The 17410-nt window shown below is 41.9% G+C and carries 18 protein-coding genes; 3 read left to right on the top strand and 15 right to left on the bottom strand.

The window, feature by feature from the left end; translation table 11 throughout:
• Positions 1–71: 71 nt before the first annotated feature.
• From hslR to pckA, 3 genes are all read left to right on the top strand, one after another.
• Positions 72–467, top strand: a complete 396-nt coding sequence (hslR, locus tag ACVFI8_RS12270) for a ribosome-associated heat shock protein Hsp15 (protein WP_248713193.1) — start codon at positions 72–74, stop codon at positions 465–467.
• Between the two features lie 12 nt (positions 468–479).
• The gene (gene hslO, locus ACVFI8_RS12265) at positions 480–1361 is read left to right on the top strand and encodes an Hsp33 family molecular chaperone HslO (RefSeq protein WP_457871491.1); all 882 of its coding nucleotides are present in this window, start codon (positions 480–482) and stop codon (positions 1359–1361) included.
• Between the two features lie 178 nt (positions 1362–1539).
• Positions 1540–3165, top strand: coding sequence for a phosphoenolpyruvate carboxykinase (ATP) (gene pckA, locus ACVFI8_RS12260; RefSeq protein ID WP_248713195.1), 1626 nt, complete (start codon positions 1540–1542; stop codon positions 3163–3165).
• Positions 3166–3341: 176 nt separating this feature from the next.
• On the opposite strand, the gene ACVFI8_RS12255 is transcribed toward pckA, so the two are convergent.
• The 15 genes from ACVFI8_RS12255 to ACVFI8_RS12185 all read right to left on the bottom strand — a co-directional run bounded on the left by ACVFI8_RS12255 (position 3342) and on the right by ACVFI8_RS12185 (position 17410).
• Positions 3342–3572, bottom strand: coding sequence for a hypothetical protein (locus ACVFI8_RS12255; RefSeq protein WP_248713196.1), 231 nt, complete (start codon positions 3570–3572; stop codon positions 3342–3344).
• Between the two features lie 466 nt (positions 3573–4038).
• Positions 4039–5445 carry an O-antigen ligase family protein gene (locus tag ACVFI8_RS12250; protein WP_457871490.1) on the bottom strand — a complete coding sequence of 469 codons (1407 nt, stop codon included), beginning with the start codon at positions 5443–5445 and terminating at the stop codon, positions 4039–4041.
• A gap of 3 nt (positions 5446–5448) precedes the next feature.
• Positions 5449–6246 (bottom strand): tyrosine-protein phosphatase, encoded by a 798-nt coding sequence (locus tag ACVFI8_RS12245; protein ID WP_457871489.1) that lies wholly within the window; start codon positions 6244–6246, stop codon positions 5449–5451.
• The gene (locus ACVFI8_RS12240) at positions 6233–6649 is read right to left on the bottom strand and encodes a VanZ family protein (protein ID WP_457871488.1); all 417 of its coding nucleotides are present in this window, start codon (positions 6647–6649) and stop codon (positions 6233–6235) included. The genes ACVFI8_RS12245 and ACVFI8_RS12240 overlap by 14 nt, the downstream gene beginning before the upstream one ends.
• A 3-nt stretch (positions 6650–6652) precedes the next feature.
• On the bottom strand, positions 6653–7411 hold the full coding sequence (locus ACVFI8_RS12235; RefSeq protein ID WP_457871487.1) for a hypothetical protein: 759 nt from the start codon (positions 7409–7411) through the stop codon (positions 6653–6655).
• 107 nt (positions 7412–7518) lie between these two features.
• Positions 7519–7992 carry a GDP-mannose mannosyl hydrolase gene (locus tag ACVFI8_RS12230; RefSeq protein WP_248713201.1) on the bottom strand — a complete coding sequence of 158 codons (474 nt, stop codon included), beginning with the start codon at positions 7990–7992 and terminating at the stop codon, positions 7519–7521.
• Positions 7989–8948 carry a GDP-L-fucose synthase gene (fcl, locus tag ACVFI8_RS12225; RefSeq protein ID WP_248713202.1) on the bottom strand — a complete coding sequence of 320 codons (960 nt, stop codon included), beginning with the start codon at positions 8946–8948 and terminating at the stop codon, positions 7989–7991. Before fcl ends, ACVFI8_RS12230 begins: the two co-directional genes overlap by 4 nt.
• Before the next feature lie 10 nt (positions 8949–8958).
• Positions 8959–10086, bottom strand: a complete 1128-nt coding sequence (gmd, locus tag ACVFI8_RS12220) for a GDP-mannose 4,6-dehydratase (RefSeq protein WP_457871486.1) — start codon at positions 10084–10086, stop codon at positions 8959–8961.
• A 4-nt stretch (positions 10087–10090) separates the two neighbouring features.
• On the bottom strand, positions 10091–11353 hold the full coding sequence (locus ACVFI8_RS12215) for a WcaI family glycosyltransferase (RefSeq protein WP_457871485.1): 1263 nt from the start codon (positions 11351–11353) through the stop codon (positions 10091–10093).
• Positions 11350–11907: a WcaF family extracellular polysaccharide biosynthesis acetyltransferase gene (locus ACVFI8_RS12210; RefSeq protein WP_457871484.1), complete on the bottom strand. Its 558-nt coding sequence runs from the start codon at positions 11905–11907 to the stop codon at positions 11350–11352. The genes ACVFI8_RS12215 and ACVFI8_RS12210 overlap by 4 nt, the downstream gene beginning before the upstream one ends.
• Before the next feature lie 2 nt (positions 11908–11909).
• Positions 11910–12977, bottom strand: coding sequence for a glycosyltransferase family 4 protein (locus ACVFI8_RS12205; protein ID WP_457871483.1), 1068 nt, complete (start codon positions 12975–12977; stop codon positions 11910–11912).
• 16 nt (positions 12978–12993) lie between these two features.
• On the bottom strand, positions 12994–13824 hold the full coding sequence (locus ACVFI8_RS12200) for a glycosyltransferase (RefSeq protein ID WP_457871482.1): 831 nt from the start codon (positions 13822–13824) through the stop codon (positions 12994–12996).
• Entirely contained in the window at positions 13808–15088 is a 1281-nt protein-coding gene (locus ACVFI8_RS12195; RefSeq protein ID WP_457871481.1) for a hypothetical protein, read from the bottom strand. Before ACVFI8_RS12195 ends, ACVFI8_RS12200 begins: the two co-directional genes overlap by 17 nt.
• Positions 15081–16373 (bottom strand): oligosaccharide flippase family protein, encoded by a 1293-nt coding sequence (locus ACVFI8_RS12190; protein ID WP_457871480.1) that lies wholly within the window; start codon positions 16371–16373, stop codon positions 15081–15083. Before ACVFI8_RS12190 ends, ACVFI8_RS12195 begins: the two co-directional genes overlap by 8 nt.
• Positions 16370–17410: an acyltransferase family protein gene (locus tag ACVFI8_RS12185; RefSeq protein ID WP_457871479.1), complete on the bottom strand. Its 1041-nt coding sequence runs from the start codon at positions 17408–17410 to the stop codon at positions 16370–16372. Before ACVFI8_RS12185 ends, ACVFI8_RS12190 begins: the two co-directional genes overlap by 4 nt.

Below are 17410 nucleotides of genomic sequence, written 5' to 3'. Positions count from 1 at the left end.
TTTGAACATCGCGCGCCTCTATAAAGCTGATATAATTTAACAGTTAATACATAAACCAGCTAAGACTTCGAATGAAATCTCAAATAACTAACATTCAACAACCACGTATAGATAAGTGGTTATGGGCGGCACGTTTTTATAAAACGCGAGGCTTAGCACGCGACATGGTGATGGGCGGTAAAGTTCACTACAATCAGCAGCGCTGTAAACCGAGTCGAACTGTAGAAGTTGGCGCTACCATTAGCCTTTGGCAAGGGCAGCAACAAATCGAAATTATTGTTCAGCAAGTCAGTGATAAACGCGGCCCCGCGCCACAAGCTCAGTTACTTTATCAAGAGACTGAACAAAGCGTTAAAAAGCGTGAAGAATTTGCCATGCAAAGAAAGCTCATGGCACAAAACACTAGCCCCGAACGTCGACCAGATAAAAAACAACGTCGGCAAATTATTCAGTTTAAACAAAAATAGTCAGGTCTAAACATGAAGCAAGACATACTCAACCGTTATACCTTTGAAGAATACAACTTGCGTGGCGAATTGGTGCAGCTGCAGCAAAGCTACCAAGAAATCATTGAACAGCAAAACTATCCAGTGCCAGTGCAATCACTGCTAGGGGAATTGCTCGCCGCCACTTGCTTGTTAACCGCCACCTTGAAATTTGAAGGTGATATAACGGTGCAGTTACAAGGCGATGGGCCATTAAAGGTGATAGCGGTAAGTGGTACAGACCAACAACAGATGCGCGGTATTGCACGCTATGACGGGGCCATAGACCCAGAAATCAGCTTTGCCGAGTTAGTGGGTAAGGGACACATCGTGATTACGATAACCCCTACTCAAGGAGAGCGCTACCAAGGCATTGTAAACATTGAGCCAGAAGGGGTTGCCGCCAGTATCGAAAGCTACTTTCAACAATCTGAACAGCTAAATACGCGTATTTGGTTATTTACCGGCATGTTTGACGGCCGCCCACATGCTAGCGGCTTATTCTTACAAGCGTTACCGGGCAGTGAACAACAAGACAGTGAGCACTTCGAGCTGATCAACACCTTAAGTAGCACCACGACAGCCCAAGAAAGTTTTGAGCTAGACGCCGAGCAATTATTGTATCGCTTATACCATGAGCACCAAGTTCGCTTATATGAGCCGCAAGACGTGTGCTTTAAGTGCAGCTGCTCCAAAGAGCGCTGTGAAACAGCATTAAGCAATATTGACCACAAAGAATTACTCGAAATTTGCCATGAACGCGGTCACATTTCGATGCATTGTGACTACTGTGGACATGACTACAAATTTAACGAAGCCGACGTTGAAAACATTTTCACGCGCAATATATCGACAAACCCTGCCAAAATTCATTAGACTGAGCTAAGGAAATGCGGTGTCAATCGCATTTCCTGATTAGAACCACAATAACCATAAAAAAAGTGCTGGTAATTTGACCCCCCTCTCTTTTTAGCACCTCTAAAGGGATAGAATCAAAGCCAACACCAATAAAAATATAATATAAATCTTACCTCTCTACCTACAGGAGACTGCTATGCTTGACGTTGCAGAAAAAGATCAGGTTATCGACCTGGCTCAATACGGCATCAAAGACGTGTCGGACGTGGTGTACAACCCCTCATACGAAGAACTATTCAAAGAAGAAACCCGCCCCGAACTCACTGGTTATGAAAAAGGAATTGTAACCAAATCAGGTGCTGTTGCGGTTGATACCGGTATCTTTACCGGACGTTCCCCCAAAGATAAATACATCGTTTTAGATGACGCGACCCGCGACAACATGTGGTGGACCAGTGAACAAGCTAAAAACGATAACAAACCGATTGATCCCTCGGTATGGGTCGAGCTCAAAAAAACCGTGACCGACCAGTTGTCGGGTAAACGTTTATTTGTTGTCGATACCTTCTGTGGGGCCAACCCAGACACTCGACTAAAAGTGCGTTTTATTGTTGAAGTCGCGTGGCAAGCTCACTTTGTTACCAATATGTTCATCCGCCCCACAGCGGAAGAGTTAGTTGACTACGAACCAGACTTCGTAGTGATGAACGGCTCTAAAACCACCAATAAAAACTGGCAAAAACAAGGCCTTAACTCTGAAAACTTTACCGTTTTCAATATGACCGAAAAAATGCAAGTCATTGGTGGCACATGGTACGGCGGCGAAATGAAGAAAGGTATGTTCGCCATGATGAACTACTACCTACCGCTAAATGATATCGCTTCAATGCACTGTTCTGCCAACGTAGGCGCAGATGGCGACACCGCCATTTTCTTTGGCCTATCAGGCACCGGTAAAACCACCTTATCTACTGATGCTAAGCGCCAATTAATTGGTGATGATGAGCACGGTTGGGATGACGAAGGGGTATTTAACTTTGAAGGCGGCTGTTACGCCAAAACCATCAAGTTAAGTAAAGAAGCCGAGCCCGACATTTACAAGGCGATTAAACGCGACGCGTTATTAGAAAATGTTACGGTGCGTAACGATGCTAGTGTTGATTATGACGATGGGTCTAAAACCGAGAACACCCGTGTTTCTTACCCGATTGATCATATTGAAAACATCGTTAAACCTGTGTCTAAAGCAGGTCACGCTAAGAAAGTCATTTTCTTAACCGCTGATGCCTTTGGCGTACTTCCGCCAGTGGCGAAGTTAACGCCAGAGCAAACCAAGTACCACTTTTTGTCTGGCTTTACCGCCAAACTCGCCGGTACTGAACGTGGTATTACTGAACCCACCCCCACCTTCTCTGCATGTTTTGGTGCCGCGTTCTTAACGCTACACCCAACCAAGTATGCTGAAGTGCTAGTAAAACGCATGGAAGCAGCAGGGGCAGAAGCCTACTTGGTTAACACCGGTTGGAACGGCACAGGTAAACGTATTTCAATTCAAGATACACGCGCCATTATTGACGCCATTTTAGATGGCTCAATTGAGCAGCAAGAAACGAAAATCTTGCCAGTGTTTAATCTAGAAGTGCCTACTTCCTTACCCGGCGCAGACAGTGACATCTTAGATCCTCGTGATACTTACCAAGATCCACTGCAGTGGGAAAGCAAAGCCGATGATTTAGCCAATCGCTTTATCAAAAACTTTGCCAAATACACTGACAACGCAGAAGGTAAAGCCTTAGTGGCAGCTGGCCCTCAGCTAGACTGATAAATATACAATAAAACAGTAAGTTATAAATGCCAGTGGGATAATACCCATTGGCATTTTTTTATCCACTAAACCACATGGCGTTATAAGCGGTAAACTGCGAGCGATATAGCGAGACAAAAAAAAGGCTAGCAACTGCTAGCCTCTTTTTACAATAACCTTACTGGCTAATGTGCTTAGCTCGGTGAAGCGAATATAGTACCACCACCGCCAGAACCACTTCCGCCACTGCCTACTCCAGGAGCTGGTGGAGGTGGTGGAGGCGGTAATAACAAGCCCGCAGGAGCGCTAAGACCCGCAGGGAAAAAAGGTGCAGGTAGGTCAGCAGCCATTGTCATACTCGCCAGCGCCATTTGCCCAGCCGAGAGTAAAATTAGTACCCACTTTGTTAACCGTTTTTGCCTCATAAGTCCTCCTTGAACTACCGTGGCATAAGTAAAATTATATGTATTGTTGCTAAAGCACACCCACCGACAAATGGAATAATGCCAACTTCAACACAAAATCAAACTTGCATTTGTTACTGCTCATAATATATGCAAATAAAGAACCAACTATACAAACCCAATAAAAACAACAAGTTATAAAAACGTCAAATCTATTTATGTGAGCCATGTAAAATATTTCGACATCTATTTTTGGTCTTAAAGCTCAGCCGCTACGACCACTTTCTACAACATCAAGCAATCGCAGCATAATCACTTAATAACAAGCCACTCAATAGCACTTTTACACACATAAACACTAGTAAATGGACCATTTCACGCATTTAAGACTTTAAGGCAATTATGTATAAATTTCTGTCTCGCAAAACAGCTAAGGTTATTACGGTGCAACTACTCACCAATATTGCACACCCAAGGTAAACACCCGCTAATACTTATCGGGTACGTAGCCTTTTCTGGGCATTTTTGCTGCAACCATAGCCAAGCATAAAATAATAATAAAGCTGGCGGCATTGGCTGGCGCCTGTAAGTTAAAATCAACGCTAATATGAATTAGCATACCAATAATTGCCATTGCACAACCCAGTGAGGTTGCGCGTAATAAAGGGTCTCGTCGTTTACGCATTGCCAGCGTCGCTTGAACTAACACCCACAGCACTGCCCCACCCAATATTAGGGTTGCAAGTAACCCTGACTCAATCACAAACTGCAAATAGTCATTATGGGCATGATCATAAAAACGGTTTAATGGTTCGGGCGCATAGTTTTGGAAGATGGTGTAAAAGCTTCCTGCTCCTGAACCAGTCATATAAAAATCTTCTACAATAGGCCATGACCACCCCACTATGTCTGCTCGGCCTTCTTCTACCAAAACCGTTGCACTTAGGCGCTCTCTCACTTGGTCTAGCCCAAAAAAGGAACTCACGATTACCACATCAATCAGCAACACGCTAGAAAACAACAGAGTTAACGAACGTGGCCGCTGGCGAAATAGCAACAAGGCCATCACCGCGCCCAATATAGTAATAGCAAAAAATGCACTGTTCCCCATACGTGAGTGAGACATCACCAAACCAATCACCATAATGATCATGCACAGCCTTACCAGCATTTTACCGCTTAATAAAGCCTCAATAATTTGCTGAATACGATGACGCCAACTGCTTGCACTTGTGGCGTTAAGATCTGCCACCACTAAGGCCAAGCCCATGCTTAAACACAAGATGAGATAGTTAGCAAAATGGTTTTTATAGACAAATGAACCGGTGGCATTTCCGCCCACCGCCATATCAAAAATCGGTGAGTGAGTAATATTACTCAAAATCAGTAACGAGCCATAAAAAGCCTGAAAAGTACCACTAATAACAAAGGCCAACATCACCATGCGAATTCGATCTGGATGATTAAACAACAAACAAGCATTTATCGCTAACAGCAAATAGCTACAGCCTTTCACCAGATTAACAATTGTTTGATTGGGGTCTAAAGAAATAGGGTAATGACTTGAGCCGGGTATGCCCAACAAACGAAAATTTAATGCTGCTTCGCTTAACCAAGCTAACACCCCCTGCGATAAGGGCACTAACTGAATAACCGTAAATAGCTGAAACAGCAGTAAGCCAAACAGTAAAATTCGGCAAGCTTTTAGCCACTGCCAAGGGATCCCGCCTCTACAGCAGTAAACCAGCATTAAAGACTGAGTTGCTATTAGCACTTCCATAATAGACCAGGCCCAAGGCCTATTGCTGGCTAGGGGGATGGGCAGCCAAACGATTAAAAATAACATTAAGCCAAACGCTGTACGCTCAACTCTAGGCGATGAAAGTTCCATCATATTTTAGGCTTCCTTGTCTACATTTAGGCGTTCGCGTTGACCATTAACCGCCGTTAAGGTTGGTTCCATTCTTCCTGAACAACTAGCGGCAATAGTGCCGGGGGTATCAACAAATAGGCGTTGGGCTCGCGGTTCACCCGCAAGCGCCTGTACCTTAGCAAAGGCCTTGCTTAAATCGGGGCTACGCTTTTCCAAACCATGGCAATCACTGGCCACAACATCGATTAAGTCTTGTTGTAGCATGTGCTCACTCACTTGTTGCGCTTGCTCGCGAAACTCCCCCAGCAAAGCGCCGGCAGTGACCTGAAATAAACACCCTAAACGTCGCCATTGTTGCAGCAAGTATTGTTCTTTCCATATCCCGCGATTTCTTTCAGGGTGGGCAATCAAAGGGGTAATGTTTCGCGCGGTGAGCCACTTTATTAGGCTATTAAGGCCTTGCGGCACATGACCATGTGGCAACTCTAGCAACAACACATCTTTATCTTGGTAGCGACCTAACAAAGGCAATTTATTTTGACCGTGCCACAACATAATCTCAGGGCTAAGGTGCACCTCGGCCGCATGATAAATACGCAAGGGCATATTGCGCTGCTGCAGCGCATTCATCAGTGTAAGATAGCTACGCTCTATGGTTTCAGCGGTGTTATCAAATATTCCGGGCAATATATGCGGAGTAGCCAGCATTACCTGAGTGCCACAGCTTATCGCCTTGTCTAACATCGCCAAGCTTTGGGCTAGATCTTTTGCCCCATCATCAATGCCAGGCAAAATATGACAGTGAATATCAACGAACCCCATTAAGCTGCTCCTTTAGATTTCTTGTACTAATTAGCTTTTTAAAGGCGAACCAAGTGATTAACGCTAAGGCCAAACCTAGGTAATTAGCCGCTAAATCTTCCCAAGAAAACTGCCTTAATGGAAAAATCATTTGTAGGCCTTCATCTAAAGTAAATAGGATAAGTAAGATTAAAACCCATGACAAAATAGCTTGCCACTTTCTGTCGGCCCCTTGGCAAAACACAAAAAACACGCTGAGTGAGCAAACATAAGCCAATGCTAAATGTAGTCGTTTATCACCCCCCATTGCGGTTTCAACTGCGCTTAAAGTATCAGGAAATAAACCCAAGGTTTTAGATACACTAGCCGCTAGTACACAAAGCCAGATAAATACGGTTAATCCTGTTAAGCCTTTATGCCACATAAGCTAACCACTCTTACAGAAATTAGGCTGCGCAGGGTGACCTTCAAAATTTAATAAATAACATACCCGCAGCCGGACCATTTCAGAACCAAAGTCCCTAGCTAACTCAGCCTTCATACTTTGGGTATCAACAAGCGTTTTTAGCGAGCGTGTTACTAAGGCTTGTTGATCTGGGTTAAGTTGCTCCCAATTACTAATACCAAGGTTAACCACCCCCACTAAACTTGCCCGCGTAGCGGGCGCTATGCGCAAACCTTGCTCCAAATAACCAAACCATAAATCAGCAGACTCACCACTTTTTAAGCGATTACTCGCGATATCCACATAGGTATTTGGCCAAGTAGGCCTTTGCTCTATGGCTTGTAAATAGTGAACAAAGGCTTCATCCAAGTTTTCTAGCTGAAGCTGTGACTTATTTTCACCAGTAGCGATAACCAATTGATAAAAATTACGCCACTCAACTTGTTTGGCCATTAAGGTTTGATATAAAGGGTCGCTATTACGGTATTCAAGCATCTGCAAACCTACTTGGTCTGCTATTTGTACCGTATCTTGGTTTAACTGGCTGCTGTAATCTTGTTGCCAGCGTTCGTGCCAACTTCTAAGCGCATAAGAATACACATTAGCGAGTCCTAATTGTGAGGCCGACACAAGTACCCAAATGGCCAGCCCAGCTACTGTCGCTAACGCAAGGTAGCGCACCCATACATACTGTTTGCTCACCGCACTGGGTGAATGCGGAATATCCATAGAAGCGTCCATACTTTTATTTATCCCTTGGTCTGCTCATTCCATTACATCGTTCATATCAGCACAAACGCTCAATATTCACCTCACTTCCGCTAAGTGGTACCGAGCCAGCGTTACAGTTAGTTTTCTAAATACCATTTAGTATGTTGATGAACTTCGTCACTACTCAGTAACTCGGCGGCTGAAAACCAGCGATACTGCCCGTGCTGCTGCTCTGGTAATAGAGCTAAATCAATACGTAAACGGTACCGATACGCCAGCACAACGTAGTGAGTAGAAAACTGGCTTTGAGGATCGGTATCTTGATAAAACACATTGTCGTGATAAAAATGCTCAAAACTACCTAGAAACTCGCCATTGTCTAATGTCAACTCAAGCCCAAGCTCTTGCCTTGCTAACCGTGTAAGCGCATCGCGCATACTCTCGTCTTTCATGATCCGCCCACCCGGCACAAACCAAAAGCCTTGAGCAGGGCGATTTAAACGCTGGCCCAGTAATACTTGCCCCTGAGGGTTTTCAATAATCAAATCTATTGATACCAGCGGCGTATTAGCAATAACTTGGCTAAACGCTTGTTGACTTAAAAAGCTCATTGTCTGTAGGCCTGTTGATTGTCTAAAAACCATTGATAAGTAGTGGCTAACCCTTGCTCTAGCTCTATTTGATATCTCCAGCCTAAATCGGCCAAGCGGCTCACATCCATTAACTTACGGGGTGCGCCATCAGGTTTACTGCTATCAAAGCTGATACTGCCGCTGTACCCCACCACTTTGGCTACAGTTTCAACCAACTCACGAATAGTACAATCAACGCCTGTTCCCACGTTAATGTGGCTTAGCATTGGCTGGGTATTGCTCTGATAAATGGCGCTATCCAGCTCCATAACATGCACACACGCTGCGGCCATGTCATCTACATGCAAAAATTCTCGCATTGGCTTACCGCTACCCCACGCAAGTACCTCGGCGTCACCATTTTGTTTTGCCTCGTGAAAACGACGTAATAAAGCGGGAATCACATGGCTATTTTGGGGATGAAAGTTATCAAATGGGCCATAAAGGTTGGTAGGCATAACACTGCGGTAATCACGCCCATACTGACGGTTATAGCTTTCACATAACTTGATACCGGCAATTTTGGCTATGGCATAGGGCTCATTGGTCGGCTCTAAAGTACCGGTTAACAGCGCGCTCTCAGCCATAGGTTGGCTAGCCAATTTAGGATAAATGCACGACGAGCCCAAAAATAACAAGTGTTCTACGCCAGCTAAATGAGCGGCATTGATAATATTGCACTCTATCATCAAGTTTTCATAAATAAACTCAGCCGGGTAAGTATTATTGGCAATAATACCGCCTACCTTGGCGGCCGCTAAATATACTTGGTCAACGGCATTATCGTTGAAAAAAGCCTGCACGGCCTGTGGGTCGAGTAAATCTAACTCGTTACGGCTACGTAGCAACAACTCAACATCGTCGCGCTGTTCAAGCTGGCGCACAATGGCAGATCCCACCATTCCCCGATGTCCAGCTACAAATACTCTGACCATAAGGCGCTCCTTAATTTTCCACTGCCATGCTGACATCAAAGCCGTGAGATTTGAGCAGCGCATGGCGCTTGGCTTTATCGTAATCGTTCGTCACCATTTCAGCACACATTTGCTCAACGGTGATCTCGGGTGTCCAGCCTAACTTAGCCTTGGCTTTAGCTGGATTACCTAACAGTGTTTCTACCTCTGCCGGGCGGAAGTAGCGCGGATCAACCTTAACAATGACATCGCCAACCTTAAGGGCTGACGCTTTATCGCCATGAATAGCTGCCACGGTGGCAACTTCATCAACGCCTTCGCCTGAAAAAGCTAGCTCGATACCGAGTTCTTTAGCACTTAAGGTAACAAACTCTCGCACCGAGATTTGCTTGCCGGTGGCAATAACAAAATCGTCTGGCTGATCTTGCTGTAACATCATCCATTGCATACGCACATAATCTTTAGCATGCCCCCAATCTCGCAGCGCATCCATATTACCTAGGTATAAACACTGCTCTAAACCAAGAGCAATATTGCTTAAGGCACGGGTGATTTTTCGGGTAACAAAGGTTTCGCCGCGACGTGGCGATTCATGGTTAAACAATATACCGTTACACGCATACATTCCGTAGGCTTCTCGGTAGTTAACGGTTATCCAGTAGGCGTACATTTTGGCCACTGCATAAGGCGACCGAGGGTGAAACGGTGTAGTCTCAGATTGCGGAATTTCTTGTACCAAGCCATAAAGCTCAGAAGTTGAAGCCTGATAGAAGCGGGTTTTCTTTTCTAATCCCAAAAAGCGAATGGCTTCAAGTAAACGCAGTGTGCCCATGGCATCTACATCGGCAGTATATTCTGGCGCTTCAAACGACACAGCAACATGAGATTGAGCGCCCAAATTATAGACTTCATCTGGCACCACCTGACGCAATATACGGGTTAGGTTAGAAGTGTCACTTAAGTCACCATAATGCAAGAAAAAGCTTGGGTTTTCGGCTTGTAAACGATCTTCATAAATATGATCGACCCGCTCGGTATTAAATGACGAAGAACGGCGTTTAATACCATGAACTTCATAGCCTTTTTCTAGCAAAAGCTCTGCTAAATAAGATCCGTCTTGTCCGGTTACCCCGGTAATTAATGCTACTTTCTTAGCCATTATTCTAGTCCTTTAGTAAAGCGTGATTACTACCTGCAAGCAGCTCATCCAGCTGTTGCTCAAAGCGTTGTAAAACACAGGTTTTTTCCAAATTATTTACTGCGTATTCACGCGCAAATTGATTTACGCGTTTAATCTTGGGGTCGTTTGCGAGTGAAAGCACTGCTTCAACAAAACGTGCAGGTTGCTCTGGCTCTATGCGCGTAGCAATACCTGGGTAATGTTGGCAAAGCAATCCTAACTCGGTATCGGCTTCAGCGGTGATCAACGCATGGCCACCACAAGATAAAATATTGGTAAGCTTAGAGGGCAACACCACGTCTGCCGCGCCAAGGCGTTGCACCACTAAATGAATATCAGCGCAGGCCAACAATTGAGGCAGTTGCGCATAGGCTTGTAAGGGGTGAAACTGCACATTAGTTAAACCGTATTGCATAACCAATTGCTCAAGGGCTGGTTTGGCGGCCCCCTCGCCTACCATAAGGTATTTGATTTTAGGGTTATTCTGGGTGACTTTTGCCGCTTCAATAACCATTTCTAAGCCTTGCTTTAGGCCCATATTGCCTGAGTAAAGCACTAGCACTTGGTCGTCTGCCACACCAAATTTTTCTCTAAATGCGGCGCCGTCTGTTTTCGGTGTAACAAAATTGGTATCAGCCCAATTGGGAAACAACATCACATTCTGTTCATTTACACCTTTGCGTTTAGCCATAGCTACCATGCTATTTGAAATCGTAGACACCCGGCTAAACCGGCGCATTACCCATGACTCTGCGGCAAACACCCATTTCTTTAAGCCTTTACTTTGGCCAGCCATACCCAAACCAAACATGGCGTCAACTTCGTAATCTTGTATATGTAAAATAGACTTAGCCCCTGTCACAGCACTAAACAACAGCGTATTTGCGGCACAAAATAACGGCGGTTCAACTAAAATAACCACATCAGGGCGAAAGCCAATATTTTTAATCAGCCCAAAAAAGGAAGAACAGGCAAAGCTGGCCAAATGCGCAATACGCTTTAATGTAGAAGGCTTAGCAGGTACATAAAGTGGACAGCGTAATACCTCTACACCATTTATTTGTTGGCCAACGTACTTGTAGGCACTAAACCCTTCGCTTATCTCCCAGGCGGGATAGTAAGGCGGCGCAGTAAGCACCTTAACTTGATGACCCATGCCCACCAAAGCTTCAGCCATTTCGCTAGAATACTTACCAATACCGGTTAACTCTGGGGCGTAATTAATGCCGTAAATGAGTACTTTCATCCATGCCCCTTCATCAATCTAGGCTTCACGGGCTTAGCGGGAGAGCCCGCACAAATCATTCCGTCAGGCATGTCTTTAAAGACCGAACTGCGCGCACCTATCACTGCCCCTTCGCCAATAGTTACTCCCGGAGATATAAAACAGTCTGTTGCAACCCACGCTTGCGATTTCACATGAATTGGTGCTGATACGAGGGTAAATTTGGGGTCATCATATAAGTGTGTACCTGTACATAGATAACTACGCTGCGAGACAACAGCATGACTATCAATTGTAATTTCAGACCAATTGTAAAGCACAACATCATCACCAACCCAAGCATGATCACCTAACGTTAACTTCCAAGGATAAGTGATACGGGCACTAGGCCTTACTTTAACGTGTTGCCCTACCGAAGCTCCAAACGCTCTTAACAAACATCGCCTCCAAGCAAACATAAATTGGGGGGATAAACCAAACAACGTTGATTGAATCAACCACCATAGTTGCACAACAATAGCCTTTCTGCCCCGCATACTGGCTGGAGATGGGAACTTGTCTAGTAGCTGATACATTCTTAACCCCCAAACTTTAAAATTAGTTCATCAAGTGACTTTTGAGCCTTTACCTGAGCGAGGCTAAATGCTTTAAACCTCTTTTGTTTTGAATGCACATTTAACACTTCACTCTTATTGAGACTAAATATAAGTCTCGCTATATCTTTAGCTAAATGTGGACTCGGGGCTACGCAAACACCTTTAAGATCTTCAATCACTGCCTTCATGCAGCCTTGTGGGGTACCAACTGTAAATGAGCCATATACAGCTGCTTCATATAACACCAGAGGCTCGGCTTCATTTCGGTACATTGAAGGGAAAACAAAAATGTCCAAACTTTCAAAAAAATTGTCCTTTTGTGCTCCATAAACACCACCAACATATTGAAAATTATCTAAATCTTTCTCTGCTTGCAGGACTGTTTCTCTAGTCTCGTTGTCTGTGAAAGGCCCAGCAACCAAAGCTGTAAACTCAAAGCCCATAGATTTTAGTTCTCGGCAAAGTTGAACAAACTCTACAGAGCCCTTCTCAATGCAAAGGTTAGCCAGGTGACCAATGACAAAATGACTTCTAGAGTCGAAATCTAAGAGCTGGTTGGCCTTAAAAAAAGCCACATTGGACAACACCATCACTCGTGTTTTAGGGATGCCATATAAATTATTCAGCTCTTCAGCCATACGCTGCCCAAGCACTATGTGCTCTCCTTGAGACCCCGCCAGCTTATTTAGCAATGAGAACAAAGCCTTGTATGAATACAAGTAATTGAAAGAATGGTGGTGAATAACGAGGGAAGCACCAAATAATCGGCAAACCAAAATATACACTAAGTCAAACACCTGACCACTTCCGCCATTAATTGGTCGGTAAACACTCCGGTTCTTTGAAAATGATAGAGTCCCAACTAGTCGGCATACACAAATTAACGAATGTAGAATCTTAATAACTAGCCACATTGGTGTACCGAACCATCTAGCCGCATAGGAGGGAACAGTGTTAATAACATTAACTTTCAAGCCTGTGTTTTGCGTTCTTTCCAAAACACTCTTATTAATATTAGACATGCCATGGACTGGGTTAGGTAAATCCATTAGAAATATCATTAAACTAGACCCTCATTGACTTTAACAGCAAGGAGTAAAACCCTCCTCGCAACAACGCTAGCTGCTCATTGAAAGATAGATTTTCTCTTAAGCCAACTTTATTCTCTAAATATAGAAACTTTAACTGTTCTTTATTTACGCCATATTTGGTGGAAAACAGCCTTAATGCCTGTGTTCGATTACCTGCTTTAGTTATTCTTTCGTATCCATGACTCATATCTATGTATTGGGTAGGCATGTTCAAAACCTTAAAATCCCCATATTTTCTAGCGAGACTAAACCATGCATCTAAATCTTGTAATGCTGGCATTGAAGTATCAAACTGAATATCGGTTAAGTAAGAAGTTTTTGTGAACACCTGATTACCTGCAACATTCCCACTAAGTAATCGTTCCGAGCCATAGACTTTATACTTTACAAAACATGACTTTAATAGTTTAAATATATTCCTAACAAAGAACCCTCTACCTAAAAACCAGTCTCCTCCACTTAAAAAACTATATTGTTCGCCCCATTCATTGAGATAAATTTTCAGCCTGTCCCTCTTCCAGTAGTCGTCATCGTCTAGACCAGTTACAAATACGCCCTTAGCTTTTGAAAGAGCTAAATTTCGACAATATTGAGAACCTTTTCGTTCTAAGTTACTAAAAAAAGAAACCCTACAATCTAGCTTTTCTAAGTCAAGCAAATATTCTTTCGTTCCGTCATTTGATGCATCATCTATTACGATAAGTTCAAAATTGGAGTGACTTTGTTGCAAAACAGAGTTGACAGCCCTTTTTAAGAGAGACAACCTATTACACGTAGGCATATAAATACTAACCAAATTTTCCATTGCCAAACCCTCTCCGACTTTTATTAACAAGAAAAACTAATAAAACAACAACAAAAAAAAGTATCAACAAATAGAAATTACCTGCTCTATGACCCAACTTAAAATAAAAAACACCCGTCGACATGAATTGGAAATATAAAATCAAAATAATACCAAAAACAGGGCTTCTAATAACGCCATGCAGTTTAAAAAAAACCGAAAGAAAAAATGACTTAATAAGCACAATCAAACACAAAGCAATCATTCCATTAAACATATAGAAAGATGACAAAAAAGTACCAAATGACCATTGATACTCATCCGTTCTAATAACCTCAGGCTCTACGCCATGAACAACCAAGTAATACAAAGGAAAGTATCTTTCTCCACCTTGGAAATTAATTTCTTTATTTATAGCCTCTGAAAAAACATAAGGCTGCTGACCGAAATACCCTAACGTACCCCATACCAATTCGGAAATATCTCCATTTGTAAAGAATCGCCTGACTGAAATAGTAAGAACAACAAAGACTGATAGAAATACAACTCCTTTGATCAATTTTTCCATTCTCACCTTGCTATTTTGCGATAGCTCGGACGAAAATAGAATATACATGAATATCATAGTAGCTACGAAAAACACAGCTCCGTCTCTCCCCCCAAAACACAAGGTAGTAAAGACATAAGAGATTGCCCCACAAAACATCCCAACCTTCAGAAATACGCTCAACCTTTCTCTTACACAATAAAAAAATAAAAATGCAAATATCGCGTAAAAGTTTGTTATGGCAACAGCTAAAGTAGTAGCAAGGTTAGATGGCAATACTGTAAAACCCGTTCGTAATAACAAACGAAGCTCTATAGAATTCATTGTCAATGCTTTTATGGAAAATGGGATTATATAAATTAGTGACAGAAAAACTAATAACGCTGCGAAATAAAGGCAATATATAACTCCTCGAGTTGGTCTTAACTTAAAAAAACTAGAATCAACTCCTTTTAGAAAAAAAACCGGTAGAAGGCTAAGTAAGATCAGACCATGATATATTAGAAAGTCAGTTACACTATAAAGATAAGGGTCAAACCCCTTATACATATTGGGGTCAATAAACACTGATGATAAAGCAGAAAACCCATAAAAAACAACAAGTAAAGCCATAGCATTTGGTGTTTTCTTGTACAGGCCAGCCTTAACATTTTCACCTAATGAAATGTGAGTAGAAAGAAAGTAAAAAGCCAGATATACGGGGACAGCCAGTATATTAACTAAATATAAATCACTCATAAACTCTAACCCTGCCTTTAGTCAACAACAGAGCGAAGTGGCCATTAAACAACAACCCAGACCTAAAAAAATAATTGAAAATAGTAACACTAAATAACTCAACAATAAGGAATGACATGGCAGCTCCATACAAACCAAAATAACTGACCAAGTAAAATGAAAATGGAAAGCTGAAGAAAGATAACAATAGAGTTTTCTTTAACAAATAGGCTCCGCCCTCTTTATACGATGAAATGACCCTATTGGAAACAAACCCCATAGAACTAAAACAAGCAGCTAAAGATATAAAAGGCAAAATCTTAGCCGCATCAGCATACCCGGCCCCAAACGTCATTAGGACCAACCAATCAGAAAAAACAAACAAAAACAAAACAACCGGAACACTAACTAGAACCTGAACTAACAAAACAAATGAGATATATTTATTTTTCTCTTCACCGTCCTTCATCGATAGAGGTTTATTTAACAAAGACACTCCTAAAGAAATAGGAACAAAAGTCCACGCAGCACTTAAGGCTAGTGCACAAGCATATTGCCCCATTGCATGAAAGCCCAATAAATCAGATACAACAATCTCGTTAATTTTCACGTAAGACAAAGTAAAAAATGTCGTTGCACAAAGTGGTATACCCTTATAGAAAAATGATTTTTGATACGCTCGCTTTATCTTTGGGCTGACTACAGAGGAAGGCATACATCTACGCTTCAAATAAGAAATGATAAATCCTTCAAGAAAATAGCTAGATACAAGCCAATAAATATCAAGGCTATATAAAACAAAAATAAAGCGCATCGCAAAAGATATTGTCTTGGCAAAAATTGTCACTTTCGCATTCACTCGCGACTGCAAAACACCATTAAAATAATACTGATATACATCAAGCGCTACAAATACGCCAGACAACCCCACGAAAGCTATCAATATAAAGTCATCACGAGGAAAATTAACAAACAGTAAAGCACTAATAAAACACCAGAAAATAATGTAAATAACTAATCTGTATGCAACTGTACTGCTAATTAATCTAGCGGCTCTGACTTTATTTATTACAGAACTATTGAAAATGGTAAAGCCACTACCCCATTGTGAAATTGATGTTATAGCTAAAACTATAGACAAACCTAAAGCCAATTGACCGAATAGTTCTGGACCAATATGACGGGCGACCATAGTAGTTATAATAAAGCCACCAATTAATAAATAAAATTTGTCCAACATCATCCATAAAGAATTAACCAAATACTTTATGGAATAACTGCGCGAAGCCAAATTACTTATGATCATTTGGTAAGCTTACCCATCACACTTAAAAACCCATTCTTTCGTTTCAAGTAATCATTAAAAATAGAAAACTTAAAAAATGACAAGACGCAGCTAAAGACGCATAGACTTAGCAACCTTAAAATAAAATTGGAATCCACCCATAACGGGCCAATTATTATATCTCCAACATAAAACACTACAATGTGAAACAAATATATATCAAGCGAATTCTTTGAAACCCAGGTTATAAATCTATTTTCTAAAAAACAAGAAGAACGAGATCTAAACACTATAATATAAAGAGATAGAATACAGAATAATGCATACGCTAAGTAATATGCCCTAGGTGGGTACTTATATACCTGAGTTGGTAACAATATTCCGTCCTGAACATATACCTTTGTAACCACAAAAATGAAAAATGAAAGGAAAATCATTGAAGCAACTACTATAGATTTTGACGAGAGACGCTCTAGCCTGAGAGCCAATAGAAATATAAGTGAATATGGGAATACTATAAATATCGTTTTCCCCAGAACCATCCAAACTTGATCACTTAACACTCGCTCTAAAACCATCAAGGTTGCTTCATAAAAAATGTAACTCAATAGTATTATTAAGTAATATGAAAAATTAGAGACACCCGACTTTGAAAACCTTAATGAAAACGGCGTTATAACCGCCAATAACAAATATACCTTAAATATCCAAAAAAAACCGATACCTTCATAAAAAGCAAAAGTTTCTACAATCTCGCTGATAGAGAATGGATACTCTTCTCTACTAATAGCACTCCAAAACAAAAAAAACAAAAAAAACAAAACAAGGAATTTCCATGCTGGAACAACTAAACTTAAAAACCTTTTTTTATAAAAAACCCATATATCATTCACACCATTCGGATAAATACACAATGTTGCAAGAGCGGAAGCAACTATAAGCAATGGCGTACCAAAATTCCTAATTTGGAATACAACACCAGGTGGGTGGGAGTGAGCAACCATGATAATAAGGACACCCAAAACTCTGAACAGGTCAATTTTATAATCTCTTTTCAT

The sequence above is a fragment of the Agarivorans sp. MS3-6 genome (assembly GCF_054112545.1).
Note: the sequence above shows the minus strand (reverse complement) of the source record. Positions and strands in the feature narration are given on the sequence as shown.

Excerpts from the sequence above, each read along its gene's own strand:
- fcl (WP_248713202.1), bottom strand. The coding sequence starts at position 8,948 with ATGGTCAGAGTATTTGTAGCTGGACATCGGGGAATGGTGGGATCTGCC.
- ACVFI8_RS12215 (WP_457871485.1), bottom strand. The coding sequence starts at position 11,353 with ATGAAAGTACTCATTTACGGCATTAATTACGCCCCAGAGTTAACCGGT.
- ACVFI8_RS12200 (WP_457871482.1), bottom strand. The coding sequence starts at position 13,824 with ATGGAAAATTTGGTTAGTATTTATATGCCTACGTGTAATAGGTTGTCT.
- ACVFI8_RS12195 (WP_457871481.1), bottom strand. The coding sequence starts at position 15,088 with ATGAGTGATTTATATTTAGTTAATATACTGGCTGTCCCCGTATATCTG.
- ACVFI8_RS12210 (WP_457871484.1), bottom strand. The coding sequence starts at position 11,907 with ATGTATCAGCTACTAGACAAGTTCCCATCTCCAGCCAGTATGCGGGGC.
- ACVFI8_RS12205 (WP_457871483.1), bottom strand. The coding sequence starts at position 12,977 with ATGGATTTACCTAACCCAGTCCATGGCATGTCTAATATTAATAAGAGT.
- ACVFI8_RS12235 (WP_457871487.1), bottom strand. The coding sequence starts at position 7,411 with ATGGACGCTTCTATGGATATTCCGCATTCACCCAGTGCGGTGAGCAAA.
- ACVFI8_RS12245 (WP_457871489.1), bottom strand. The coding sequence starts at position 6,246 with ATGGGGTTCGTTGATATTCACTGTCATATTTTGCCTGGCATTGATGAT.
- ACVFI8_RS12190 (WP_457871480.1), bottom strand. The coding sequence starts at position 16,373 with ATGATCATAAGTAATTTGGCTTCGCGCAGTTATTCCATAAAGTATTTG.
- ACVFI8_RS12185 (WP_457871479.1), bottom strand. The coding sequence starts at position 17,410 with ATGAAAAGAGATTATAAAATTGACCTGTTCAGAGTTTTGGGTGTCCTT.
- ACVFI8_RS12255 (WP_248713196.1), bottom strand. The coding sequence starts at position 3,572 with ATGAGGCAAAAACGGTTAACAAAGTGGGTACTAATTTTACTCTCGGCT.
- hslR (WP_248713193.1), top strand. The coding sequence starts at position 72 with ATGAAATCTCAAATAACTAACATTCAACAACCACGTATAGATAAGTGG.
- ACVFI8_RS12250 (WP_457871490.1), bottom strand. The coding sequence starts at position 5,445 with ATGATGGAACTTTCATCGCCTAGAGTTGAGCGTACAGCGTTTGGCTTA.
- ACVFI8_RS12230 (WP_248713201.1), bottom strand. The coding sequence starts at position 7,992 with ATGAGCTTTTTAAGTCAACAAGCGTTTAGCCAAGTTATTGCTAATACG.
- gmd (WP_457871486.1), bottom strand. The coding sequence starts at position 10,086 with ATGGCTAAGAAAGTAGCATTAATTACCGGGGTAACCGGACAAGACGGA.
- ACVFI8_RS12240 (WP_457871488.1), bottom strand. The coding sequence starts at position 6,649 with ATGTGGCATAAAGGCTTAACAGGATTAACCGTATTTATCTGGCTTTGT.
- pckA (WP_248713195.1), top strand. The coding sequence starts at position 1,540 with ATGCTTGACGTTGCAGAAAAAGATCAGGTTATCGACCTGGCTCAATAC.
- hslO (WP_457871491.1), top strand. The coding sequence starts at position 480 with ATGAAGCAAGACATACTCAACCGTTATACCTTTGAAGAATACAACTTG.